Source organism: Imperialibacter sp., from assembly GCF_048007035.1.
GTDB lineage: Bacteria > Bacteroidota > Bacteroidia > Cytophagales > Cyclobacteriaceae > Imperialibacter.
Window position 1 is genome coordinate 5,516,908 of sequence record NZ_CP180355.1, and the last position, 22,459, is coordinate 5,539,366.

Here is a 22,459-nt window from a genome sequence, read left to right on the forward strand (position 1 = left end):
CCTTTGAATGGTATTTTCATAGATGAAATAAAGGCAAACTAAATGGCGTCTTCAGCTAAAAAGGAAATCAGCGGAATACAACGGCAGTTCTATACAATAGCGCTGATAGTTGTAATCATTTGGGTGCTTATGATTACCCGTGGATTACTGGTGCCACTGGCCTGGGCATCTTTTTTCGCCATTTTTATGATGCCTTTTGTTGAATGGATGGAAAGTAAACGAATGAGGAGGGGGCTGGCAATTATCATAGCCGTGCTGTTGTTTACCGGAGTCATAGTTGGCATTCTGGCCACGCTTTCAGCGCAAGTGGTGTCAATAAGCAAGGATCTTCCGTCCATTTCCACAAGGTTTTCTTCCAGCATTACCAAGGTTCAGCAGTTTATTGTTGAAGACCTGGGCATTGCAGATGATACCGAGGAGCTGAAGAGCATGATCGGCAGCCAGCTAGAAGACGTTGTCAAGTGGCTGTTTGGCAATATTACATCTGTCGGGCAGTCTTTCTTTGACCTTTTTCTAATGCCTATTTACATCTATTTCATTCTCCTGTACAGGGATCTACCCTCCCGGTTCATTGAGAAAAAGTATAGCGAATCAAATCAGGAAACGATCAGGAAGGTCTTTGGTAAAATCCAAAAGGTGTTGCGTAGTTACATTGTAGGCATTAGCCTGTTTACGGCTATCACCGCAGCCATGGACATCATTATTTTTCTCTCACTGGGATTGGAGTATGCTTTGTTTTTTGCCATTCTGGTGGCCATTCTTAATCTCATCCCTTACGTGGGAAATCTCATAGCAATGATAATAGTGGTGGGCTATGCTTTGGTAACAAAAGATTCGCTGCTGACACCTTTACTTCTCGTTGGGCTGCTTTGGCTGGCAAACATGATACAGGAAAATGTTATCAGACCATGGGTGGTTGGCTCATCAACCGAAATAAATGCTTTTGCTGTTTTCTTATCATTTATTGTTGGGGCCCTGGTGTGGGGCGTATCCGGAATGATACTTTTCATACCGCTCGTCGGAATTGTAAAAATTATTCTGGAAGAGGTGCCCTCTCTCAATGCCTATGCCATCTTTTTGAAGGAGTGGAATGTGAAGCCGACTGAAAAGAAAGACTAAATTTTCTGTTTTGCCGGGGCCAGTAATAGGAAAAATCCTACAGATGTTCCAATGGAAAGAACCCCACAAATCCACCACAGCGTGGTGAAGTCGAATGCCCTGACAATATTAGTACCCAACGCAGGCGCCAGCACAAATGCGGCTGAATAGGCAAAAGAGTACATACCCATGTAAATCCCCCGGGTTTTTGGTCCCGACCTTTGTACGGTGTAGGTGGCCATAAACGGCATCGCCATAATTTCAGCAACACTGATGATCAGCACGGCTACGTAGAGAATGGGCTCGCTGTGCAGCAGGTTGAGAATAATGAAGGCTAATCCATTGAGTAAACTGCCGATCATCACCAGCCGCCTGATGCTGAATCGCTCACCCACACTGTACACGATGATCATCTCCAGCAGGAAGACGATAAATCCATTGAGTCCGATCAGTAATCCAATTTGTGACTCGGGCAGTTGGTAGACCTCTTTATAATACAGCGGAAGGGTCATGAACAATTGAAAGAACACAGTGGCAAATGACAGCACCAACAGAACGAAAAGCATAAATCGCCAATCTTTTAGTGCGTTGAGAGGCGAAGAGGTAACTTTGTTTTCATCCTCTTTTTGTTCGTTCCCTTTTTTGTTTTTGAAATAGAAGAAGAAAAGCACCCCGGCCGATATGCAGGTGATTCCATCAACGATGAAAAGTAGGTTGTAAGAGAAAGTCGCCAAAATTCCCCCAACGGCCGGTCCAAAAGAATAGCCCAGGTTAATCGCCATTCTATTCAGACTGAAAGCCCGTGTTACATTTTCTGGCTTGGCGTAGTATGCTACTGACGACGAGTTGGCCGGTCGCAGCATTTCCGACACGGCGCTGATAGTGAATATGCCAATGCATAACGGCAAGAATTCCGTGAGGTTTGCTACAAAAAAAAACAAAGTTCCACCCCCCACAAGGCTAATAAACTGAACAAGGAAGTGCCCAATTTTGTCGGTAAGCCAGCCGCCGATAAATGCGCCTGCAATGGAGCCGACACCAAAAAGACTCAGAAGGATGCCCGCTTGCTCCAAATCAAAGCCTAGTGAGGCGGTAAGGTATACGCTGAGAAATGGGACAACCATTGACCCGCTGCGATTGATGAGCATGACTAACGCCAATATCCATGCCGCCTGTGAAAGCCCGCCAAATGCATTTTTGTAAAGGGTTAAGACTCTGGTCATTTTGAAGATGCGATATTCGGAATTTTTTATATGTTGAAGTTGAAAAAGTGGGAATAATTCAGAAATAGAATTATTCAATAAAAAATTTTATCTATTCGAAGATAATCTGGCCGTTTTTATTCTTACATTTCTTAGCTTTTTAACCTAATTAATCGACCTTATGACTCTTCACTTCGTCCTGCTGCTGGTAGGATTCGCTATCCTCATTAAGGGGGCTGACTGGATGGTTAGCGGCGCCTCGTCTCTTGCCAAAAGAATCAACGTATCCAATTTAATGATCGGACTTACCGTAGTTGCCTTCGGTACGTCTGCTCCGGAACTCACCGTAAACCTGTTTGCTTCGTCCAGCGGGCTGAACGATGCCATGTTCGGGAACATCATCGGGAGTAACATATTCAATCTGTTGTTCATCCTGGGAGTGGCAGGAGTCATTTATCCATTGAGTGTACAACGGACGACTGTGAAATACGAAATTCCTTACTCATTGTTTTCTGCGCTGCTTCTTTTCTTTCTGGTCAACGATGCCATGTTTTTTGGTGCCGATCACAATTCGCTCGGACGGATAGATGCATTGGTGCTTCTGGTCTTTTTTGGTCTATTTATGGCTTACATCATCAGGCAGGCGAAAAACGAAACCCAGCCGCAGGATGAGATTCAAACAATGACCTTGCTCAAGTCAGTCTTGTTCGTTGCCGTCGGCATCACACTTTTGGTGGGAGGAGGCAAACTTGTAACAGATCACGCTGTAGCAATTGCAGCAAGTTTCGGGCTAAGCGAAAAGCTGATTGGACTAACCATTTTGGCAGCAGGCACTTCGCTGCCCGAGCTGGCCACTTCGGCCGTCGCCGCCTTTAGGCGAAACACAGACATTGCCATTGGCAACGTGGTGGGCTCCAATATTTTTAATATCCTGCTCATTTTGGGAATCAACGGAGGCATTCGGGAAATTCCCTACAATGCCACCCTGAACATGGATTTCTTCGTGATTTTCTTCGGATCCGTAGCCCTCTTGCTCTTCATGTTCACCTTCAACCGCAACAAGCTTGATAGGGTAGAAGCAGTTATGTTTCTGGTGGCGTTTGTTGGCTACACGGGCTACCTGATCTATCGAAACTAGATCAAGCCAGTTCTCTCAGGTCAACAGGCACAACCCTCGATACCCCCTGTTCGATCATAGTGATGCCGTAAATAATGTCGGTGCTTGACATAGTACGCTTGTTGTGCGTCACAATAATGAATTGCGATTCCTTGCTGAACGTTCTGATGATGTTATTGAACTTGTCAATATTGGCGTCGTCGAGTGGAGCGTCAACCTCATCAAAAATACAGAACGGGGCCGGCTTTAGCAGGTAAATAGAGAACAGCAGAGAGATGGCTGTCAACGTCTTTTCACCGCCTGATAGTTGGTTGATGGTCAATGGCCGCTTGCCTTTTGGCTTGGCCATGATCTCAATCGGGCTCTCCAACGGGTCGTCGGGGTTGAGCAATTTCAACTCGCAGTCGTCTTCTTCGGTGAAGAGAGATCGGAATACCTTGATAAAGTTATCCCTGATCTTCTCGAAGGCATCGAGGAAGGTTTCTCTGGCCACAGCGTCAATTTCGCCTATCGTGCTGATCAATGACTCTTTGGCTTTGATCAGGTCATCCTTTTCTTTGATGATAAAGTCATAGCGCTCCTTGATTTCCTCAAAGGCCTCCATGGCCATCGGGTTAATCGGGCCTATGTTGTCAATTCTGGTTTTGAACCTTGAGACTTTCTCCCTTAGCTCTTCGTCGGAAATATCGGCAAACGGATTTTCTTTTACTTCTTCGCCTTCCTCCGGCTCTTTTTCTTTGAGTAAATCATCGAGGTTGATATTGAATTCGACGGAAAGCCGCTCTTTTACAGCGCTCAGCTGCAGCTTGGTTTCGTTCAGCTGATTTTGAAACTCCATAAGCATCAGGTCGGTGCTTTCTCTCCGACGTTGAATCTCCCGGCTTTCTTTCTCCAGTTCATCAATAAGCCCACGGCTGCTGTAGTACTCCTTTTCTGCTTCGTTAACGCCTGCTTCTATTGCTTCCCTTTCGGAATACATCGCCACCAACTCATCGTCATTCATCTCCGCCTTTTCCACCAGGGCTTTGATCTCTTCCTCGGTTTGCTTCAACTCACTTTGGTTGCGTTCAATCCGTTCTTTGGAGCTTTCGTAGGTGTTTTCCTTGAAACTAATTTCCTGGGCTATGCTGGCTACCTTGTTCTCCTGCTGGTGGTACGAAATGTTTTCCTGGTTGAATGCTGCCGATTTTTGACTTAAAATTTCCTGAAAAACCTGTAATTCACTGTTTTTGGAAGCCAGGTCTTCTTCGTCGCTTTTTTGAAGGTCTTGCTCACGCTCTGCTTTTGGTTGCAGCGTTCGCAGCTCTTCAGTGAGCACCTCAATCCTGTCGATAATGTCTTCCCTCTTTGTAGTGTTGGAGGTAAGCATTTTCGAAAATTGCTCCTGCTTGGTTCTTATAGAGACATACTCCTCGTTGATCTGATTCAGGTCAGGGAGGAGGGCCTCAATTTTGTCTTTCTTGCTCGATGCTTTCAACGCATTCAGGTCAGCTTGATTGCTTTCGATGCTCTGCTGAATTTCGTCGAGCTTCTTGTTGAGCGCCTTTATTTCGACGGCCAATTTTTCCAGGTTCTTGGCACGGCCTATTCTTTTTCCCTCAAAAAGCCCTACTGCTCCGCCTGATATGGAATAATGACGACGGGTAACCTTTCCATTTTTTGTAATAAAGATGGCGTCATCTACATCAGGAAGGTCGGTGTGGTGGTTGGTGGAAATGTAAACGTTGTCAAGAATAAAGCTGACCAGCTTTTTGTACTTGCCGTCAAACTCCACCACCTCAGTGGCGGGAATGGCGTTCTGGATGATCTTGGTGCTTGTAGGCTTGAACTTGTCAAACTTTTCCAGAATGAAGAAATGGGCCTTGCCCTTGGCTGCGTCGCTCAGCAGGTTGATGGCCTGATAGGCATTCGCCTCACTTTCTACTATATAGTAGTTCATGTAAGGCTCGAGAAAATTCTCGATAGTTACCCTGTATTCTTCGGGGCAGGTGATGACGTCGGAGAGAAGAGGCGCATCTTTTCCCCAGGAAGAGTTCTTTTTCAGGAACTTGATGGCTTCCGGAAATCCTTCCAGGTTCTCTACCAGCGATTTTGTTAGCGCATACTCATTTTGCCGGGCATCAAGCTTACGGCTCACCTGGGTGCCTTCTTCTTTGATCACCTCCAGCGTTTTGCCAATACTCTCAATTCTGCTTTGAACTGCTTCTTCTTCTGACTTAAGCTTGTCGATCTCTTTTTGTCTCTCAGCTCTCAGTTCGCCTACTTCCTGCAGCTTGATTTCAAATTCCTCCAGATTAGCCGACTGCTCGGTCGTGTCGGAGGCTGCTTTGTCCAGCTCCTGCTTAAGTGTAGACAGCTGAATTTGTTTTATTTCTAAGTCTTTTGTCAGCTGGTACACTTCTTCCCTTTTTTGGCGGAAGTTGCGGTTCAGAATGTTCACCTCCTCCTGAAGTGCTGCTGTTTCAGTCTTCTGGTGATCATACTCACCCTTGAGCCGGTCGAGTTTGACTGCAACTTCGGAAAGTATTTTGTCGGCTACCTGTTTTTCCTTGGTAAGGCTTTCAATAGAAAAGGACGCCCGCTCATTGCTTTTCCTGTCCTGCTCTATCTGCTCTCTGAGATTTTCATTCTTGTCATTAAGGAAGCGGAGCCTTTCGTTCTTGATCTTTTTCTCACTCTCGTACGACCTTATTTTGCCTACGTGCTCATTCAGCGCTTTTTGCCGTGAGCTGAGCTGCTTTTCTTTAGCGATCAAATCGGCTTTCGACTTCTCAATAGCCGCTTCTTTCTCAGCAAGCTGCCGGTTCAGGCTTAGCTTCAGGTCATTTTCAGTTTCGATTTTGCTCTTGCCATCCCGAAACGATTGCTGATGCTTTTCAACTGTTTTCCTGGCGAGGGCTATACTGGCCTCCTTGTACTCTTCTTTTATTTTATAGTATTGCTGCGCCTGGCGGGCCTGCTTTTCAAGGCTTTTCAGGTTCTTTTCTATCTCAAAAAGCAAATCTTCCACCCTGGCAAGGTCGGCATCGGTGTCGCTCAGCTTCCGCAGCGTTTCCTTCTTCCTAACTTTGAATTTTGAGATACCTGCTGCCTCTTCAAAAAGGCCACGCCTTGAGTTGTCTTTGTCGTTGAGGATATCGTCGACCATCTTAAGCTCAATAATGGCGTAGCTGTTTGATGCTATTCCGGTATCAAGAAAAAGATTGGAAATGTCTTTCAGCCGACACGTAACGCCATTCAACTCATATTCACTTTCGCCCGACCTGTAGTAGCGGCGGGTGATGGTGACCTGAGAATATTCGGTAGGGAGGAGGTTTTTGGTGTTGTTGAAAGTGAGAGAAACCTCAGCCAGGTTGGTAGGCTTTCTTTTTTTTGTTCCGTTAAAGATCACATTCTCCATTTTGTCGGAACGGAGCATGCGTGACCTTTGCTCGCCAAGTACCCAGCGAATGGAATCGACCACATTGGACTTGCCGCAGCCATTTGGACCAACGATGCCGGTGATGCCTTCATCGAAGTTGATCACCACTTTATCCCCAAAGCTCTTAAACCCCCGAATCTCAAGTTTCGTCAACTGCATGCGGCAAAAATATTCATTAACCTTTAAATGTTATCAACAAAATGGGGCTCAAAGCGGGCTAGTTATCAACATTACGCTGATACTTGTCCTCTTTTTTGGGGCAGACAGCAAAAATAACATTCAATGACTTATATTTGAGGTATATGGATAGAGACGTCGTCATTTATATTGTAATGGCCATTATTTATTTTGTGGTCAGAAACCTGAAGAAGAAGCCAAAACCACCTGAGGTTCAGGAGAGAAGGTCTCAAAGCGATGACGACTATGAAGGTCAGCAGGAGCCGACGTCCACGCCACCAATGAGCTTTGAAGACTTACTTAAAGAGCTGACCAGCGGAGGGCAAACTGCACCAAAGCCGACTCCACAGCCAGCTCCTGAGCCCAGCCGCTCTTTCGAGTTCCCGTCTGAGGTGAAAAACTACGAAGATGTGCATGATGAGTGGGAGGACAAGGACATTGCCACGGTGAAAGAAGGAAGCCACACCAGGCTTTTTTCTGATGAAGAAACAAAAAGGATTTATCAGGAGTCGATCCATATTGATCACAGCAAAGACGACGAACTTTCTGCACAGCTGGAAAGGGCCAAAAGCAGATTCAAGGAATTTGAGATCAAGGAAGAGGACAATTCGGCGTTTCGTGATGAAATAGTAGATATGCTTTCCGATCAGGACGGCGCCAAAAAGGCGATTATCCTTGGCGAAATTCTCAACAGAAAGTATTGATCAGAAGCTGGTGAAACAGTAGGCGATAATGTTGGCGCCCATTTGCAGTGCCTTTTGCCGCACGGTTTCCGGGTCGTTGTAGATCGATTGATCCTCCCAGCCATTTCCCAGGTCGCACTCGTAAGAATAAAAGCAAACAAGCCTTCCTTCATAAATAAGACCATACCCCATGGGGGCTTTGCCGTCGTGTTCATGTATTTTGGGCAGGCCCTCAGCAAACTGATATTTCTGGTGGTAAATGGAATGTGAAAAAGGAAGCTCTATAAACTCCAGTTCCGGAAACACCTTTTTCATTTCGAGGCGCACAAACTGATCGAGACCATAATTGTCATCGATATGTAAAAATCCACCCGAAATGAGGTATTCTCTGAGGTTGGTAGCTTCAGGGTCGGAAAACAGGACGTTGCCATGCCCAGTCATGTACACATATGGGTAGAGAAAGATCTCAGGACTGCCTACGTCAACAGCATCTTCGGACGGCGCAAGGGACGTGCCCAGGGTTTCGTTACAAAATTTGGCCAGGTTGGGTAGTGCAGTCTTATTGGCGTACCAGTCGCCACCCCCGTGATATTTCAGCTTGGCAATTTTCATTGTGTTATCCTGCTGGGCGATAGCGCCAAAACTCAACATAATAAGTACCAAAAAGGAAACTTTCTTCATAATTACTTAAAAAGAGACGTTAGCTTATCAACGGTGAGTCCGTTAAAATCGTTTATCACAAGGTCTGAATGGCTGATTTCATGGGCTGGGTGGGTTGTAGCCAGTCCAATCACTTTTGCTCCTGCGTTCTTTCCGGCCTCAATCCCCGACAGCGCATCTTCCAGCACAATGGAATCTTGCGCCTTGGCACCAAGCTTTTCTGCCAGCTTCAAGTACACCTCAGGCGCAGGTTTGCCCACGCTCACTTCACTGCCGTTTACAATTGCGGCGAAGTACTTCCGAAGATCAAGTCCATCCAAAGTGAAGGCAATATTCTGCGGAGGTGCCGAGCTGCCGACGCCCACAGCAATCCCAGCACCCATGGCCAGGCGCAAGAAGTCGACCAGGCCGGGTGTTGGTTTTTGATGGGGAGCATACAACTCTCTGTAAATCTCTTCTTTTTCCGCACCAAGGGCCTGAATGACATCCGGGTTTTTTTCGTCAGGGAAGAAGTGGGCCATAGTAGCCGAAATGGTCCTTCCGTTGATGTGTTTTTTATACTCGACTTCGTCAAGGTGGAAGCCATGTCGCTTTGAAAACTCCATCCACGCTCTCAGGTGAAATTTGTGGTTGTCTACGATCACTCCGTCCATGTCGAACAATAAGGCGGCTGGCTTCATGTATTTGCGTGGTTAAATAGCGCTGGGCGTAAAATTAGCCGAGCGAATGGCGGTTCCAAATCATCTTCGTATATTTTCGCAAAAAGACAACACATGAACCCATACCTAGGAGAATTTATTGGCACGATGGTTTTGCTCTATTTTGGCAACGGAGTGAATGCCGCCACCACACTTAAAGGAAGTTATGCGCAAAACGCCGGCTGGCTCGCCATCTGTATTGGTTGGGGGCTTGGGGTTACGCTCGGAATTTATGCAGTGGGTGGCATTAGCGGAGCTCACCTAAACCCTGCTGTAACACTTGGGCTGTATGCCGCAGGTGAGTTTCCCGCCGATATGATAGGAGGGTATGTGCTGGCACAAATGGGAGGCGCTTTTTGTGGAGCTTGTTTAGCGTATTTTCATTTCTTGCCTCACTGGAAAGCCACAGAAGATGCCGCTGCCAAACTGGGAGTGTTTTCAACTGGTCCGGCTATAAAGAGCACGAGCGCTAACGTACTTTCTGAGTTTATGGGCACTTTTATCTTAATCTTTGCGATTTTGTTCATCGGTGCGAACGAGTTCACGGAGGGATTGAACCCATTAGTTGTAGGTGGGTTAATCATTGCCATTGGTCTGTCGCACGGCGGAACCACAGGATTCGCCATCAACCCGGCCAGAGACTTAGGGCCTAGAATAGCACATGCAGTATTGCCTATCCACGGTAAGGGCGGTTCAAACTGGGGCTATTCCTGGGTGCCCGTTTTGGGGCCATTGGCAGGAGGAGTAACGGGAGCTGCTCTTTATAATTTCTTGTTCAATGATGAGGTGAGCTTATTTTTGTCAGTGGGGGTAATCTTTTTTGCCATTATTGTCATTCTCAGCCTGCTCGAAAATAAGAAGCTCTAGAACATTTTACTTCAATTTACTACCAACACAAATCGCAAACATGGGAATTTTAAAAGAATTCAAGGACTTTGCCTTGAAGGGCAATGTTATTGATCTGGCCACCGCAGTCATTATTGGTGGCGCATTTGGAAAAGTTGTATCATCACTTGTCAATGACATTCTGATGCCGCCAATAGGAGTGCTGCTTGGTAATGTCAACTTCCGGGACCTAAGCGTCGTTATTCAGGAGGCGGTTGGCGAAAAGGCAGCTGTAACAATTAATTACGGTGCTTTTACCCAGACTATGATTGATTTCATTATCATAGCCTTCTCCATTTTTATGGTCATTAAGGCCTACAAGCGGATGGAAAAGAAGAAGGAAGAAGCTCCGGCTCCGGCAGCGCCACCCGCACCCAGCAATGAAGAGAAGCTACTGACTGAGATAAGAGATTTGCTGAAAGCACAAAAATAACCGGTTCGCTCAAAATTATATCGGCAGTAAGGAAACGTTGAATTGGATTCAACGTATTATCTTGCTGCCGATTCTTTTTTTAATACAAATGAGTATGCTAAAACTTCAATTAAAAGGCGTCGTTGCGCTGGCGCTGTTTTGCTTTTTAAACTCTCCAACAGAGGCGCAAGCTATTTTAAACAAAGTGAAATCAGCTGCGAAGAACAAAGCTGCGAACGCCATTTTTGGCGACAAGGACACACCTTCCACTCCCAGCGTTTCTGAGGGTGACGAGCGATCAGGGCGGCCGATGAATAACACGTCTGGAGGCCTGATCACCACTCCACCCGACGTAGGAAAAAGCATTGCAACTGCTGAGTCGTCATTTTCCTACAAGAAATATGGCGAAGCAAGGTATGCGTTGCAGCAAGCTATAGTCGGGATCGAAATGGAAATGGGCAACAAGGTGATGGAGTCCCTTCCTAAAAAAGTGGCCGGTATAGACTTTGTGAAAGAAAGCGATAAGGTTACGAGCACGGGAATGGCCTTTGTCGGGTTGACCATTTTCAGGGAATATTACAACGATGACAAAGCTGTAGATATAACTGTTGCCAACAATTCTGCCCTACTTATGTCAGCCAACATGTACCTGACAAACCCAGCTTATACTTCAGGGCAGGAGAACATCAAATCAGTAACAGTGCAGGGTTTTAGGGGTGTGATGGAGTTTTCCGAATACGATGGTTACAAACTGTCGGTACCTCTCGGGCAAACGAGCATTGCGATCATAAAAATGGTGAATTTTGCCGACGAATCAGCTGCGTTAAAAGTATCAGACGCCTTTGATTTGGCAGGCATTCAAAAACAGTTGGGCGATAAGATTAACTAAGACTCAAGATGAAATAGCCATAAGGAATACCATACCCAACGAGAATGAATATGCCTCTAACACGAGAAATGTTCAATCCCAAACCGGTTCAGCTATTCCATGTGGCCATTGAAAAACAATTATATACACATGAAAAAGATATATATACTTGCATCGATCATAGCAGTGTTTGGGCTGGAGGCTAGTGCGCAAAATGATTTTAGTGCATCAACAGCTACAGCAAAGAATGAGTACAAAGCAGGCAATTTGGAAGAAGCTCGGTTTGCCCTGCAGCAGTCACTGGCTGAAGTGGATAAAGAGATTGGAAAGGAGATACTGGGGATACTACCCAAAAGTGTTGGTGGTTTTTCGTTTGTTGAGGCAAACGATAATGTTTCCGGCAACTCTTCGTCTTTTGGTGGATTGTTTGTTCACCGTGACTACGGTGACACCACCAAGTCGGTCGCCATTGACTTGATGGATAACTCGCCGATGCTGGCTGGTATTAACAGTCTTTTGGCCATGCCTATGATTATGAATAGTTCGGATGGCAGCCAGAAGGTGATTAAAGTGAGTGGATACAAGGCGCTTTTGCAAAGGAAAGAAGCTGCGCAGGCAATAGGAGGCTACACGCTCCAGATACCCTTCAATCAGTCGCTGTTCACCGTTGACTTTGATGGGGCCTTTACAGAAAGTGAAGTAACGAGTGTAGCCAACGCAATGCCTATTTCGGAAGTAGCCAAACTGACATATTAGTTTTTTTTGTGCCTTGCTCCCGGTGAGGCACGCCTGTGGGTGCTTGCCTTCAGTTGGACTGTTTGCCTTCGACAAAAGCCCAGTATAGGGTAAAGCACCTATTTTTTCACATTAATTTTAATAGATAGAGGTTAATTCCATATATTTGCCCGGCGATTACCACCAATATTCCTGCAGCTTTTTAATCACCAGCAAAAAGTGGCAATTTGTTATATTGAACTCCTTTCGAAAGGAAAACGGATGGGTTCAAATAATAAAAGGCCGTGTTTAAAAAGAATCTTTTCTAGATGGTATTAATATTTAATTGCTTAGACCTATCGACTAAAACAGGAGTATGGACATATTAGACCTAATCTCGTTGCTGATTTTCCTGTCAGCTGCCTTCACCCTAGTAAATATCACCTACCTAAAACTGCCGCATACCATCGGCTTGATGGCTATTGCACTTGTGATGTCAATCGTGATATTGCTGCTTGGCTTGATTTTCCCTTCAGTAAGCGACCTGGCCATCCAAATCATGGAGGATTTCGACTTCAAAGAAGTGCTCCTGAATGTCATGCTGAGCTTTCTGCTTTTTGCTGGTGCCATGTCGATTAACCTGCGAATGCTTTTGCAGGAAAAGTGGCCCATTTTGATTTTAGCGACCATTGGTGTGCTTGTGTCTACTTTTATCGTAGGCACACTGATGTATTACGCCTTCACCTTTGTTGGATTTGAAATCACGCTGGTGCATTGCTACTTGTTTGGTGCGCTAATATCTCCGACCGATCCCATTGCAGTACTGGCCCTGGTGAAAAAGGCTAACCTTTCCAAAAATCTGGAAATCAAGATAGCGGGAGAATCCTTGTTCAATGACGGTATTGGCGTTGTTGTGTTCCTCACCATTATGGGAATTGACGAAAGAGGAGGGGCCGATTCGTTTGATGCACTTGAGGTGGCTGGGCTCTTCGCAAGGGAAGTAATTGGTGGGCTGGGCATTGGAGCTGTTTTTGGCTACATGGGCCTCAAACTACTCGACTTCATCGATAATGATCATGTGGAGCTTGAGGTGTTGGTAACCCTTTCTATGGTGCTGGTTTGCGCCAGGCTTTCAGAAATGCTTCATGTATCCGGCCCATTGGCCATGGTAATCATGGGGCTATTTGTAGGCAACGAGGGCAGGGGTGATGAGTTTGCCAGCGCCACGGGCGAGTATGTGTACAAATTCTGGCATTTGCTCGATGAATCTTTGAATGCCATTCTATTCATATTGGTCGGTTTCGAGATGATTGTTATCAGTCAAAGCTTTGTGGTCGACTATTTTGCACTTGGGCTAATGTCTATTTCCATCGTGCTGGCTGCCAGGTTTATTGGTGTGGCTTTGCCGATCGGCATTATGAAGCGTTTCAGGCACTTTGAGAAAAACACTGTAGCCATCCTCACCTGGGGAGGGTTAAGGGGCGGATTGTCTGTAGCAATGGCACTTTCTCTTCCTGATTCTATCGCTGAAAAAGATCTTATTCTTTCATGTACGTATTGTGTGGTAGTATTCTCCATACTTGTACAAGGTTTAACCATTGGAAAACTTATAAAGTCATAGTGATTTTCATTTACTTTGTAGTGTTTTTAGCATAGTAACATTAATTATAAAATGAGATTAAGTTTAGCAGAAGGACTATTGTTAATCGCCCTCGATGACAATGAGGGAAGGTTGTTAGCGGATGCCGAAAAAGGCATCATAGACGCTTTGGTGGCAGCAGGGATTTTTGAACTGAACTTGCTGCGTAAAATTGGTTTTGAGGGTGGTAAAATTACCATCAAAGACACAACTTCTTCAGGGAACAAAATACTCGACCACATACTAAGCGGCATTGGCTCCGGAGGCAAGTCAGTAAAGGACACCGTTGTGAGCCTTTCGCCTCAAATGAGATCACTCTATGAGATGTGTATCGATTTGCTGATTGGGAGAGGTATTTTGAAGAGAGAAGCCACCCGCTTGCTTTGGATACCTATTTCTGAGCGCATGGATAATGCGAATTATGCCTACGAGAAGGAAATCAGGGATTCGCTAAAGTCAATCGTATTGAAAGGAGTGAAGCCAACGCCGGCCTTTGTAATTCTTGCGTCACTACTTGGTAGCCTCGAGATTCTTGATGAGGTATTCACTGATAAAGATGAACTTATCGATGCCATCAAGTTCGCTAAAGACTCCGTTCATTCAGGCGCACTGCCTGCTGAAGTTGCCAGTTCTTTGGACGAAGTCAAAGAGCACATTGCAGCACTGTAGGTGCTATTTGATTATTTTTAGTGGTCGGCCAATGACAATTGCAGAGTCATATACAGTTGGCTCATACAAAACATCGGGGTTGTAGATGTGAATTGGGTTTCGGCAGTTGCCTTTGTGGGCCATAAAGCCGAATCCTTCGTGAGGGTGGTTTCTGTCCATCATCAGCATTAGGTATTCACAGTTGTCGACCATGATGATAGTGAAGTGATACTCCCCCTCCTCACGAATTTCCCCCATAGAGATGCTGGTCTCCGGATTAGCATCTCTGTTTTCACACCCTGCGAGTATAAGTGCAGTCAGAGTCAGCGATAGTAGTGCTATTTTGAATGTCTTCATGCGCTCACAGTTTTTTAACGTAACCTTCGTCGATCTGGAAGACATTGCGGAGTGCTTCATATGATTTCTTGTTGAGGATCATGATCATATAGTCTCCCATTTCTATTTTCTGCTCATCGGTAGGGTTTTTAAGGAGCTTCCGTTTGCCGCCAGCCTCCAGTTTACTCAAACCGATCAGGATCACATTGAACCTTTTTTTGATATCAAAAAAGACTGCCTGGTAGGGTTTGTTGAGGTATGGGTTCTTTTCGGTTACGATCAATTGCTTGATATCATAGTCTCCGTCACTTTCTGCAATCGACATGATGTCTTCACTGTATTCAGCTACGTCCGGTTCAAACATGTAGCTGGCAAGCAGTTTAGAGGCTATTTCGTTTTTTGAGATCGTATTTGTTACTCCCGCTGTCAGGAACGTGTTGCGCAGGTTAGCATTGTCAAGCGTCACAACAAAGCGTAAGCTGGAGTACAGCTTTTTCAAATTCAGGACATAGACAAGTTTCTCTGTGTCATTTTCAAAATTAATGAACACGATGGAAGAGTCTTCAATATTCGCTTTCGACAACATATCGAGGTTTTGATAGTCAGCATAAAGCGTATAGATGTTTTGCCTGGAGTTTCGGTACTTCTCCTTAATAATATCGATGTCAGTGGCTTTGTCAGTGATGATAGCCACTTTTTTCCCTACCCCAACGAGCTGATCTGCAACTGCTTTCCCAAAATCGTTCCATCCGATGATAATAGCATGATCTTCGAATGAAGTGCCACCATAGCCCAATTTGCTATTTTCTTTAATAGTTGTCATAAGCGTTGTGAATTGACCAATTAAAAGACCGTAAATACCCAGGCTGATAAAGAGGAATATATAGCCAATAATTCTTCCGTAAATAGTTATGGGGTAGATGTCTCCGTACCCAACGGTAGTTAATGTGACTATCGAGAACCAGATGGCATTTGAAAAGTTAGTTATTGAGGCCTGATTGCTGTCATTTTCGAATTCCACCAGCAGAGCTATCAGGATAAAATAGATCACAAGTCCCCCAACAATTTCAAGGCCAAGTGTTATGTGTTTATTCTGTTGATCTCTAGCAGCCACTTTCGGTCGATTAGGTCGGAACTGTCTTCCGCATTTTTAAGGTATCAGGTTGTTAAAATATGACTTATTGACCTACTGATCAAAGCGATTGATATAATTTTTCAAGTCGCTGATAGTGACAATTCCAAGCTGATTAGCCAGCTCTTCTCTCATCATCAGGGCGGTGGTATTGTTGAACCCAAACGAGGGCAACATCACAACACCAAAGTCTTCTTTTAATTCTCTATTGGTAAAAGTATGAATCTTTTCCGGTGATTGAAGCAAGGAGTCAATAACAGTTTTGCTGGGTTGAACGAAAACCAGCAATGCCGTGCCCGTGTATTCCGGATAAAGCTTGATGTCGCCACTAAGAAAAGCATCGAAAAGTAGCTTGGTGCCTCCAAAACCGAGCTTCAGGTCAGTGGGATAGCCTGTTGTGGCCTTGATGTATTCAGAGAGGAATGTTGCCAGGATATAGCTTTCAGTAAAAGCTTTGGAGCCGATAACCAGCTTATCTTTGCTGGACAGAGCGGAGTTTTTAACAAAAACTCCCTTTGCAACAGCTGACAGCAGGCTGTCAGCAGCCTGCTCAATGGTGAACTCATGTTGGTCGACCTTGAGGTTGAGGTATGCTATCAACTCCTTTGGCATTTTGCCGTCCAGCTTTGCCAGCGAAGCTTCCAGTAGTGGATACTCTTTAAGCGTTTCCAGCTTGACAATAGGCACGGCATAGTAGGGAGGAAAATAATGGAGGTCGTCCTCCAGTACCCGGAGGTTGTAGGAATGAATTCTGCCATCAGTGGTAAAACCAGCAATGACGTCGACTTCCCGGTTTTTCAGCGCCTCGTACATCAGCGTTATTTCGAGTTCTACTGCTGGCAATTGCAGATCATAAACTTGGCTTAGCCCAGGCCAGCCATCAGCCCTGTTCATGAATTCAGAATTGAAACCGGCGACCAAACCAACTTTGTTGCCGCTTTGACTCAGGACAGTCCAGGCAGGGTAAATGCCTATCACAATGGCCATGCCTGCAATAAATGGCCAGAGTCGCTTTTTTACACTTTTCTGTACAAGCGAGAGAGCATAGTCCAGAAAAATGGCCAGTAGAGACGCCGGAATGGCTCCAGCAAGGATCATTGGTGTAGAATTGAGAGTGATCCCCCTAAAAATAAACTCTCCAAGTCCTCCGGCACCAATAAGTGCACATAAGGTCGCCACACCAACATTGATAACCGTGGCGGTTCTGATCCCGGCAAAAATCACTGGCAGCGCCAGGGGGAACTCTACTTTCGCCAGCAACTGATAGCGGGTCATCCCCATTGCCATGGCTGCCTCTCTGATATTTGCATCAATATTCTGAATGCCCGTGTAGGTGTTCCTTACAATAGGCAGCAATGCGTAGAGGAACAGCGCTACAATAGCAGGTAGCTTTCCAATGCCAAGGAAGGGGATGAAAAAGCCAAGCATGGCAAGACTGGGGATGGTTTGCATAACTCCAGTGACACCAATGAAGAACTCAGCAAATTTCTGATTTCTGGTGAGCGCCAGTCCAAGGCTTATTCCGGCTACACAGGAAAGAAAAATGGAGATGCCAGAAAGCCACAGGTGCTCCATTGCCTGCTCACCGATTTCGCCAATATTCTCTTTTAGAAACTCGACCATCAGTGTGCAGCCAGTTGGCTTTCTAGTTTGAGAAAGGAAGCTTTTAGGTCGGCTACAGAAGCATGCCCCACAAGGCCGCTGTTGTCGGTAATCTTTACTTGCTGATGGTCGGAATTTGCCAGGGAAAATATCCGGCTAAATGGTTTTTCATTTATATGACAAACCAACGCTTCTTCCGTGTCTTTCGCTAATGCCAGAAAGGGGATGACTTCTGAAAGCGCCACTTGTGAAAGTTTGAGTGACCAGGCATCTTCCCCAATAAAGCCCCTAACCAGATCACTTGTTGAATTGAATAGCAAGTATCTGGGAGTGGCTTTTTCGATGACTTTTCCCTCGTCAATCAGTGCTACTTCATCTCCCAGATAGAAAGCTTCTTTTACGTCGTGGGTGACCACGATTTTTGTCACTTCTTTAAAGATACTCAGGTGTTGAAAATCGGACTGTATCTCCTTTCTTATGATTGGATCGAGCGCTCCGAAAGGCTCGTCCATAAGAAGCAACGATGGGTTAGCGGCGAGGGCCCGTGCTACACCGATTCGCTGCTGCTGACCACCGCTCAGCTCGTGGGGGTACCTCGAAGCGAACTGTTGCGGTAGTCCCATGTGCTCTAGCAGCTCCGACACCCTTGAGGAGATTTTGTCTTTTGGCCAGTCAATTAAAGTCGGCACAGTGGCAATATTTTGGGCGACAGTCCAGTGTGGAAACAGACCAATGGCCTGGATCACGTAACCAATATTTCTGCGGAGTTCCTCTACTGGCCGGTTAGCAATGCGCTCTCCATCAATGAAAATATTTCCTTCATCGGGTTCAATCAACCTATTGATCATTTTCAGGAGAGTGGTTTTGCCGGAGCCACTCTTGCCGAGTAGCACCAGCGTTTGCCCTCCCGGAACAAAAAGAGAAACATCGTTGACTACAGGTTTTTTGTGATAGAGTTTAGTAATATTGACCAGTTCGACCATTATTTTACTTTCGGTAAAAGTGAAATTAGGTCATTCACCTACTCTTTGCAATCAAGGCTTGTATCTTTAGTCAAAAAGCCCCTTTTTAAGAATTCATTTAAAAGACCGTTAACTGAAATGAACAGACATACGTATGATTTTGGAGTGATTGGAAATTGCGCTTTCACAGCTCATATCCACAAAAACACTAACATAGTTTGGATGTGCTGGCCAAGATTTGACTCCAGCTTCATTTTTGGAAGTCTGGTTGACGAAGAAAAGGGAGGGGAGTTTTCGGTTATTCCATGTGAGCCAAATGCGTCGTTTAATCAGTATTATATTGAGAATACCAATGTCCTTTGCACGGAGGTGGAAGCAGCTGATGGCAAATTTCGTGTAACTGACTTTGCACCCAGATTCTACCAGAACGACAGGTATTACAAGCCTTTAATGATGGTAAGAAAAATTGAACCAATTCAGGGAAATCCAAGGATAAAGGTGGAGTGTGAGCCCAGAGGTGACTATGGCAAAATAATACCTGAACAAAGCCAGGGAAGTAATCATATCCGGTTTTTGGGTTTGGAAGGTCACGTCAGGCTCACAACAAACATTCCACTCACCTATGTGATGGAAGACGAGGCCTTTGTTCTTAATGAAACCAAATACCTAGTGTTCACTTCAGGCCCCCCGCTTGAAGCACCCCTTGTAGCTACAGTCGAATCTTTTTTGAGCCGTACCATTAGCTATTGGAGGAATTGGGTGAAAACAACGTCTATCTATGACTTTTACCAGTCGCAGGTGATCCGGTCGGCGCTCGCTTTGAAGATACATCAGTATGAAGATACCGGTGCCATTGTGGCTGCTACCACCACCAGTTTGCCTGAAGCGCCCGGCACTGGCAGAAACTGGGACTACAGATTTTGCTGGATGCGGGATACCTATTATACCCTGACTGCCTTCAATAGCATTGGTCACTTTGAGGAGTTGGAGAAGTACTTTCAGTACATTCTCAACACCAGTGCAACGCATAAAGGTAGGCTTCAGCCCCTTTATGGCATCAGTGAGAGCTCAAATGTGATTGAAGAGACGCTGCCGCTCAAAGGTTACATGGGAAATGGGCCTGTTAGAATAGGTAACGATGCCTATACGCATATTCAGAATGACGTTTATGGGCAGGTGCTGGTTTCCCTCTTGCCATTGTACACGGATCGTCGGTTTATAGGAAAGGAGCGTTCCGATTCATTGAAGCTCGTTTACCAAGCCCTTGAAATGATCGAAAACACCATGGAAGAGCCAGATGCGGGCCTGTGGGAGTTTCGCAATCTGGCACAGAAGCATTGCTACACTTACCTGTTTCACTGGGCAGGAAGCGCCGCCGCTGTGAAGATAGCCAGGCATAATGGTGACCAGGTAATGGGTGTAAAAGCGCAGAAGCTGATGGAGAAGTCAGCAAAGAAAATAGAAGAGTGCTACGTGCCGGCAAAGAAAGGATATGCCCAGGCCATTGGCGTGGAGAGAATGGATGCAAGCACCTTGCAGCTGATCATGATGAATTATTTTCAGGGAGACACCAAACGGGCCAACGATCACCTGATGGCCCTGGAGAAGGAACTGAAGGGAAAAGGAGGGCTGTTTTACAGGTACAAGCATGTGGACGACTTCGGTAGTCCTGAAACTACTTTCCTCATTTGCGCCTTCTGGTATGTGGAGGCATTGGCCTGCGTGGGCAGGCTGGATGAAGCGATCAAAACCTTTGAAAATACAATTGCCTATGCCAACCATGTTGGCCTGCTCAGCGAAGATGTGTCAGAGAGCGATGGCAGCATGTGGGGCAATTTCCCACAAGCCTATAGCCATGTGGGGCTCCTGAATGCAGCCAATAGGATTGCGAGAAAGCTGGATAGGCCTAGTTTCCTCTAACCGATGTCGCCAAGCTGTTTTAAAAGCTTGCGTACATCTTCAACAGACGGAATATTGAATTTGGCAGCGGAATAGGTGCTGCCAACTTTTATGGAGTATGCCTTTTCTGGCATGCTCTTGAAGGTGTCCTCATCAGTCCAGTCGTCGCCCACAGCCAGCACGAAATCACTTGGGAATTTTTCCAGCCAAAGGGTAGCAGCCCGGCCTTTATTAATTTCTGAGTTTTTTACTTCCACCACCTTGTTGCCTTCGAGCACATTCAAGGGCATGTTGGCAGTGATGTATTTCAAGTGGCTGGTCAACTCACGTGTTCTCAGCTCTCCGAGCCCTGTTTCCACCTTTCTGTAGTGCCAAACCAGCGAGAATTCTTTCTCTTCAACAAATGAGCCTGGTGTCCTGTTCACGTATCCTTCCATCACTTCCATGATGTTTCTTTTCCAGGAGGCATCCATGGCGGCGATAGTTTCCCACTCGGAGCCGATTTCCCTCAGCCATGCACCATGCTCTGTAATGAAGTCGACGGGATACCGGCCCAGCCAACCTTCCAATGTTTGCCTGTCACGGCCGCTGATGATGACCACCCGGTTCTTTTTGTTGGCCGTTAGCAACTTAACTATACTGTGAAGTTCGGTGTCAGGGACAGCGTGCTGAGGGTTGTCGGAAAAACCGGTCAGCGTGCCATCGTAGTCCAGGAAGATAAGCCTGGTGGAGGCCTTTTTGTAGTCTTTTAGTAATTTCTGAGAGGTTTCCTTATCGACAAGTTTCGTTTCAAGGCTTTGCTGTTCTGCTTTCACCAGCCCAAGTCTGTCGAAAAACAGATTCACCCAATGATGAATGTTGTACCGTTTGAGCGACTCTTGCATGCTGGTCATTCTGGTGATTTGCTCGGCCTCGGGCATGGTCAGTGCCTGGTGGATAGCTTCCACCTGCTCTTCCATGTCGTTGGGGTTGATAAGGATGGAATCGGAAAGCTCTTTTGATGCGCCAGCCATTTCGCTCAGGATAAGGACGCCTTTTTTGTCGAGCTTGCTGGCGATGAACTCTTTGCAAACCAGGTTCATGCCGTCTCTCATCGGGGTTACCAAAGCAACGTGGGCCATTCTGTAGAAAGCCGACAGAGAGGAGAGCTCAAAAGATCTGTAAAAGTAATGAATAGGCGTCCAGGCAAGCCTGCTGAATTTTCCATTGATTCGGCCAACCAATAGGTCAATTTCCTCTTTTAGTTGCTTATACATTTCCACCTGGTCTCTGGAAGGCACCACGATCATGACCACAGATACTTTGTCACGCCATTCGGGGTACCGCTCAAGAAACATTTCAAAGGCCCGAAGCCTTTGCGGGATTCCTTTTGAGTAATCGAGTCTATCGATGGAAAGTACAAGTTTTACATCTCCGAGTGAGGCCCTGAACTTCACTTCTTTTGTCAGCGTGTCCGGGTGGGAGGCTTCGCTGGCGTATTTGTCGTAGTCAATACCCATAGGCAATGCATCGGCCATCACTATCCTGTTATTAACAGTCATCTTGCCATTTGAATTGCCAAAGCCTGCCAGCCTGTTTACCGACGACAGGAAGTGCCGCATGTCGTCATAGGTATGGAAACCGAGAAAATCAGAGCCCAGCATGCCAAGCAGTAACTCACGGCGCCAGGGCAGCAGCCTGAACGACTCGAAAGACGGGAAAGGGATATGGAGGAAGAAGCCAATGCTAATCCGTGGGAACATTTCACGAACCATCTGAGGTACCAGCAGCAACTGATAATCGTGGATCCAGATCGTGTCATCGGGCGAAGCAATTTTGGCTATTTCCTTGGCAAACTTTCTATTAACCTTCTGGTAGGCTTTCCAAAGGCCAGTATTATAGACAGCGAACTGATTGAAATAGTGAAAATTGGGCCACAAGGTTTCATTGCTAAAGCCCTCATAAAATTCCTCAATCTCGGTTTGAGTGAGAAACACGGGGGCCATGTTGTCTTTCTTGAGCTGGGCTGTGATTTTGGCCTTATCTGACTCTTTCTTTATCGGTTGCCCAGGCCACCCCAGCCAAATATTGTTTCCCTTCTTGTAAATAGAGCCCAGGCCTGTTGCCAGGCCTCCTTCGCTTGGTCTTGTCTTAAATTCGTTCTTTTCAACTTTGATTTTGACCGGAAGGCGGTTAGAAACAATGATGGTTTTTGGCATACTTAGAGGCTGCTTATTTTGTAGATCACTAATATACAAAGAAAGGCAACGCCAAAAGAGTAAAGCTTTCTAAAACTCAATTTTTAGCTGTAATATTAGTAAAATAAC

19 protein-coding genes are annotated in these 22,459 nt (G+C 45.8%); 10 read left to right on the forward strand and 9 right to left on the reverse strand.

Going from position 1 to position 22,459, the window contains the following annotated elements; translation table 11 throughout:
• Window positions 1-42: 42 nt before the first annotated feature.
• On the forward strand, window positions 43-1,119 hold the full coding sequence (locus tag ACMVP2_RS23725; RefSeq protein WP_339791680.1) for an AI-2E family transporter: 1,077 nt from the start codon (window positions 43-45) through the stop codon (window positions 1,117-1,119).
• Here ACMVP2_RS23725 and ACMVP2_RS23730 read toward each other — a convergent pair.
• Window positions 1,116-2,321 (reverse strand): MFS transporter, encoded by a 1,206-nt coding sequence (locus tag ACMVP2_RS23730; RefSeq protein WP_416865393.1) that lies wholly within the window; start codon window positions 2,319-2,321, stop codon window positions 1,116-1,118. The two genes, ACMVP2_RS23725 and ACMVP2_RS23730, sit on opposite strands and share 4 nt — an antisense overlap.
• Before the next feature lie 160 nt (window positions 2,322-2,481).
• On the opposite strand from ACMVP2_RS23730, the gene ACMVP2_RS23735 reads away from it, so the two are divergent.
• Window positions 2,482-3,438, forward strand: coding sequence for a calcium/sodium antiporter (locus tag ACMVP2_RS23735; RefSeq protein ID WP_416865394.1), 957 nt, complete (start codon window positions 2,482-2,484; stop codon window positions 3,436-3,438).
• A gap of 1 nt (window position 3,439) precedes the next feature.
• Here ACMVP2_RS23735 and smc read toward each other — a convergent pair whose 3' ends face one another.
• Window positions 3,440-6,997, reverse strand: coding sequence for a chromosome segregation protein SMC (smc, locus tag ACMVP2_RS23740; RefSeq protein ID WP_416865395.1), 3,558 nt, complete (start codon window positions 6,995-6,997; stop codon window positions 3,440-3,442).
• 143 nt (window positions 6,998-7,140) lie between these two features.
• Here smc and ACMVP2_RS23745 point away from each other — a divergent pair, with 143 nt between their 5' ends.
• Window positions 7,141-7,719, forward strand: coding sequence for a hypothetical protein (locus ACMVP2_RS23745; RefSeq protein ID WP_416865396.1), 579 nt, complete (start codon window positions 7,141-7,143; stop codon window positions 7,717-7,719).
• Here ACMVP2_RS23745 and ACMVP2_RS23750 read toward each other — a convergent pair whose 3' ends face one another.
• Together ACMVP2_RS23750 and ACMVP2_RS23755 are read right to left on the reverse strand one after the other, a co-directional pair.
• Entirely contained in the window at window positions 7,720-8,379 is a 660-nt protein-coding gene (locus ACMVP2_RS23750; protein WP_416865397.1) for a DUF4159 domain-containing protein, read from the reverse strand.
• 2 nt (window positions 8,380-8,381) lie between these two features.
• Window positions 8,382-9,038, reverse strand: a complete 657-nt coding sequence (locus ACMVP2_RS23755; protein ID WP_416865398.1) for an HAD family hydrolase — start codon at window positions 9,036-9,038, stop codon at window positions 8,382-8,384.
• A gap of 93 nt (window positions 9,039-9,131) precedes the next feature.
• Here ACMVP2_RS23755 and ACMVP2_RS23760 point away from each other — a divergent pair, with 93 nt between their 5' ends.
• From ACMVP2_RS23760 to ACMVP2_RS23785, 6 genes are all read left to right on the forward strand, one after another.
• Complete coding sequence (locus ACMVP2_RS23760) at window positions 9,132-9,923, forward strand: MIP/aquaporin family protein (RefSeq protein ID WP_416865399.1); 792 nt, start codon at window positions 9,132-9,134, stop codon at window positions 9,921-9,923.
• A 40-nt stretch (window positions 9,924-9,963) separates the two neighbouring features.
• Window positions 9,964-10,374 carry a large-conductance mechanosensitive channel protein MscL gene (mscL, locus tag ACMVP2_RS23765; protein ID WP_416865400.1) on the forward strand — a complete coding sequence of 137 codons (411 nt, stop codon included), beginning with the start codon at window positions 9,964-9,966 and terminating at the stop codon, window positions 10,372-10,374.
• 94 nt (window positions 10,375-10,468) lie between these two features.
• Entirely contained in the window at window positions 10,469-11,242 is a 774-nt protein-coding gene (locus tag ACMVP2_RS23770; protein ID WP_416865401.1) for a hypothetical protein, read from the forward strand.
• A gap of 129 nt (window positions 11,243-11,371) precedes the next feature.
• Entirely contained in the window at window positions 11,372-11,977 is a 606-nt protein-coding gene (locus ACMVP2_RS23775) for a hypothetical protein (protein WP_416865402.1), read from the forward strand.
• A gap of 334 nt (window positions 11,978-12,311) precedes the next feature.
• A complete protein-coding gene (locus ACMVP2_RS23780) occupies window positions 12,312-13,556 on the forward strand; it encodes a cation:proton antiporter (RefSeq protein WP_416865403.1) in 1,245 nt (414 codons plus the stop codon).
• A 51-nt stretch (window positions 13,557-13,607) separates the two neighbouring features.
• Window positions 13,608-14,243 (forward strand): GOLPH3/VPS74 family protein, encoded by a 636-nt coding sequence (locus ACMVP2_RS23785; protein WP_339791663.1) that lies wholly within the window; start codon window positions 13,608-13,610, stop codon window positions 14,241-14,243.
• Between the two features lie 3 nt (window positions 14,244-14,246).
• On the opposite strand, the gene ACMVP2_RS23790 is transcribed toward ACMVP2_RS23785, so the two are convergent.
• The 4 genes from ACMVP2_RS23790 to ACMVP2_RS23805 all read right to left on the reverse strand — a co-directional run bounded on the left by ACMVP2_RS23790 (window position 14,247) and on the right by ACMVP2_RS23805 (window position 18,275).
• Entirely contained in the window at window positions 14,247-14,579 is a 333-nt protein-coding gene (locus tag ACMVP2_RS23790) for a hypothetical protein (RefSeq protein ID WP_339791662.1), read from the reverse strand.
• A gap of 4 nt (window positions 14,580-14,583) precedes the next feature.
• Entirely contained in the window at window positions 14,584-15,672 is a 1,089-nt protein-coding gene (locus tag ACMVP2_RS23795) for a potassium channel family protein (RefSeq protein ID WP_339791661.1), read from the reverse strand.
• A gap of 72 nt (window positions 15,673-15,744) precedes the next feature.
• Window positions 15,745-17,313 (reverse strand): ABC transporter permease/substrate-binding protein, encoded by a 1,569-nt coding sequence (locus ACMVP2_RS23800; protein ID WP_416865404.1) that lies wholly within the window; start codon window positions 17,311-17,313, stop codon window positions 15,745-15,747.
• Window positions 17,313-18,275, reverse strand: coding sequence for an ABC transporter ATP-binding protein (locus ACMVP2_RS23805; RefSeq protein WP_416865405.1), 963 nt, complete (start codon window positions 18,273-18,275; stop codon window positions 17,313-17,315). The genes ACMVP2_RS23800 and ACMVP2_RS23805 overlap by 1 nt, the downstream gene beginning before the upstream one ends.
• A gap of 117 nt (window positions 18,276-18,392) precedes the next feature.
• Here ACMVP2_RS23805 and ACMVP2_RS23810 point away from each other — a divergent pair, with 117 nt between their 5' ends.
• Window positions 18,393-20,174: a glycoside hydrolase family 15 protein gene (locus ACMVP2_RS23810; protein WP_416865406.1), complete on the forward strand. Its 1,782-nt coding sequence runs from the start codon at window positions 18,393-18,395 to the stop codon at window positions 20,172-20,174.
• On the opposite strand, the gene ACMVP2_RS23815 is transcribed toward ACMVP2_RS23810, so the two are convergent.
• Entirely contained in the window at window positions 20,171-22,351 is a 2,181-nt protein-coding gene (locus ACMVP2_RS23815) for a bifunctional alpha,alpha-trehalose-phosphate synthase (UDP-forming)/trehalose-phosphatase (RefSeq protein WP_416865407.1), read from the reverse strand. The two genes, ACMVP2_RS23810 and ACMVP2_RS23815, sit on opposite strands and share 4 nt — an antisense overlap.
• Window positions 22,352-22,459: the final 108 nt, after the last annotated feature.

What these genes read in the sequence shown, in the direction of transcription:
- ACMVP2_RS23725 (WP_339791680.1), top strand. Translation starts at nt 43, where the DNA reads ATGGCGTCTTCAGCTAAAAAGGAAATCAGCGGAATACAACGGCAGTTC.
- ACMVP2_RS23730 (WP_416865393.1), bottom strand. Translation starts at nt 2,321, where the DNA reads ATGACCAGAGTCTTAACCCTTTACAAAAATGCATTTGGCGGGCTTTCA.
- ACMVP2_RS23735 (WP_416865394.1), top strand. Translation starts at nt 2,482, where the DNA reads ATGACTCTTCACTTCGTCCTGCTGCTGGTAGGATTCGCTATCCTCATT.
- smc (WP_416865395.1), bottom strand. Translation starts at nt 6,997, where the DNA reads ATGCAGTTGACGAAACTTGAGATTCGGGGGTTTAAGAGCTTTGGGGAT.
- ACMVP2_RS23745 (WP_416865396.1), top strand. Translation starts at nt 7,141, where the DNA reads ATGGATAGAGACGTCGTCATTTATATTGTAATGGCCATTATTTATTTT.
- ACMVP2_RS23750 (WP_416865397.1), bottom strand. Translation starts at nt 8,379, where the DNA reads ATGAAGAAAGTTTCCTTTTTGGTACTTATTATGTTGAGTTTTGGCGCT.
- ACMVP2_RS23755 (WP_416865398.1), bottom strand. Translation starts at nt 9,038, where the DNA reads ATGAAGCCAGCCGCCTTATTGTTCGACATGGACGGAGTGATCGTAGAC.
- ACMVP2_RS23760 (WP_416865399.1), top strand. Translation starts at nt 9,132, where the DNA reads ATGAACCCATACCTAGGAGAATTTATTGGCACGATGGTTTTGCTCTAT.
- mscL (WP_416865400.1), top strand. Translation starts at nt 9,964, where the DNA reads ATGGGAATTTTAAAAGAATTCAAGGACTTTGCCTTGAAGGGCAATGTT.
- ACMVP2_RS23770 (WP_416865401.1), top strand. Translation starts at nt 10,469, where the DNA reads ATGCTAAAACTTCAATTAAAAGGCGTCGTTGCGCTGGCGCTGTTTTGC.
- ACMVP2_RS23775 (WP_416865402.1), top strand. Translation starts at nt 11,372, where the DNA reads ATGAAAAAGATATATATACTTGCATCGATCATAGCAGTGTTTGGGCTG.
- ACMVP2_RS23780 (WP_416865403.1), top strand. Translation starts at nt 12,312, where the DNA reads ATGGACATATTAGACCTAATCTCGTTGCTGATTTTCCTGTCAGCTGCC.
- ACMVP2_RS23785 (WP_339791663.1), top strand. Translation starts at nt 13,608, where the DNA reads ATGAGATTAAGTTTAGCAGAAGGACTATTGTTAATCGCCCTCGATGAC.
- ACMVP2_RS23790 (WP_339791662.1), bottom strand. Translation starts at nt 14,579, where the DNA reads ATGAAGACATTCAAAATAGCACTACTATCGCTGACTCTGACTGCACTT.
- ACMVP2_RS23800 (WP_416865404.1), bottom strand. Translation starts at nt 17,313, where the DNA reads ATGGTCGAGTTTCTAAAAGAGAATATTGGCGAAATCGGTGAGCAGGCA.
- ACMVP2_RS23805 (WP_416865405.1), bottom strand. Translation starts at nt 18,275, where the DNA reads ATGGTCGAACTGGTCAATATTACTAAACTCTATCACAAAAAACCTGTA.
- ACMVP2_RS23810 (WP_416865406.1), top strand. Translation starts at nt 18,393, where the DNA reads ATGAACAGACATACGTATGATTTTGGAGTGATTGGAAATTGCGCTTTC.
- ACMVP2_RS23815 (WP_416865407.1), bottom strand. Translation starts at nt 22,351, where the DNA reads ATGCCAAAAACCATCATTGTTTCTAACCGCCTTCCGGTCAAAATCAAA.